The sequence below is a fragment of the Streptomyces fuscichromogenes genome, assembly GCF_014645815.1.
In the GTDB taxonomy this organism is placed as follows: domain Bacteria; phylum Actinomycetota; class Actinomycetes; order Streptomycetales; family Streptomycetaceae; genus Streptomyces; species Streptomyces fuscichromogenes.
The window spans coordinates 1-1,274 of the sequence record NZ_BMML01000108.1 but is presented as its reverse complement, the minus strand read 5'-3'; the positions used below and the strand labels follow the sequence as shown (position 1 = coordinate 1,274).

General features: G+C 68.1%; 1 protein-coding gene. It reads right to left on the bottom strand.

Annotated features, from left to right (window positions below; genetic code table 11):
- Nucleotides 1-101: 101 nt before the first annotated feature.
- Nucleotides 102-1,274, bottom strand: a 1,173-nt coding sequence (locus IEZ11_RS50395; RefSeq protein WP_229714015.1) for an IS701 family transposase, incomplete at its 5' end; no start/stop codon positions are given.

The window sequence follows — 1,274 nt, the reverse complement described above, 5'->3', positions numbered from 1 at the left end:
GTAGTGACTCGCTCGGGCTTGGTGCTGGCGTCGACGGCGCCATGTCGACCAGTGAAGAATGTGGTCGATCGGGGTGGGGCGGCGGTGGGTGAGGCGGGTGATCAGGCGTCGGATCTCGGCGAGGCTGAGGTGGATGAGCTGGGAGGATCCGTTTCTGCTTTGTCGGTGTCGAGTTCGCGGGCGCGCAGGACGGTGAGGCAGGCGTGGGCGGCCATGGCGAGGGTCATGTGGCGGTGCCAGCCGGGGTAGCGGCGGACCTGGTAGTCGTCCAGGCCGCATTCCTGCTTCGCGCTCTGGAAGCACTCCTCGACCGCCCACCGGCTGCCCGCGACGCGGACGAGCTCGTCCAGGGTGGTGTCGGCGGGGCAGTAGGCGATGTAGTAGGAGATCTCCTCGGGCCTGCTGACACTTCGGCGGGCGATCACCCAGTGCCGGCGGTCCTCGCGATGCCAGGGCCGCACCTCGACACGCGCCCAGTCATAGACCCGCTGGCCATGTGGCCCTTCGCCGCAGGAACGGCGCTTCCACTTCTGCCGTGGGAGGCCGGGGAACAGGTCGTGGACGGGATGGTCGAGTGCCCAGCGGGTGACGACGGTGTCGTGCCGGGTGGTGGCCATGACATGGAAGATGTCTGCCTGCTCGAGTTCGAAGCGCCAGCCCTTGCTGAAGCCGTAGGCGGCGTCCGCGGTCACCCACCGAAACGGGATCCGGTCCGCGATGGCCCTTCGGACCATCGCCTTGGCCATGACGACCTTTGTCTCGAAGGCGACGCCGTCGTCGATGCCGGCCCGGCGGCAGCGTTCCCGGTCGTCCGTCCACGACGTGGGCAGATACAAGCGGCGGTCGATCAGCGTGCGTCCGCGGCCGGTGGCATAAGCGAGGAAGACACCGATCTGGGAGTTCTCCGTGCGGCCCGCGGTGCCGGAATACTGCCGCTGCACCCCTGCCGAGCGGGTGCCCTTCTTCAAAAAGCCGGTGTCGTCGACGATGAGCACCGCCTCCCGGTCACCGAGGTTGTCGACCACGTAGCGGCGCACGTCGTCGAGGACTTCGTCGGCGTCCCACTCGATCCGGTTAAGCATCCGCTGGATACGGTCCGGCCCGGCATGGCCCGCCTCCTCGGCCAGGGTCCAGCCGTTCTTGCGCTGCAACGGAGCGATCAGGCCCCTCATATAGGCCAGCGCCGACTCACGCGGCTCGGACCGGCTGAACCGGTGCACGAACCGCCCATGCACCGCGTCCAACTCACTCGCCCACACACGCACATCAGCAAG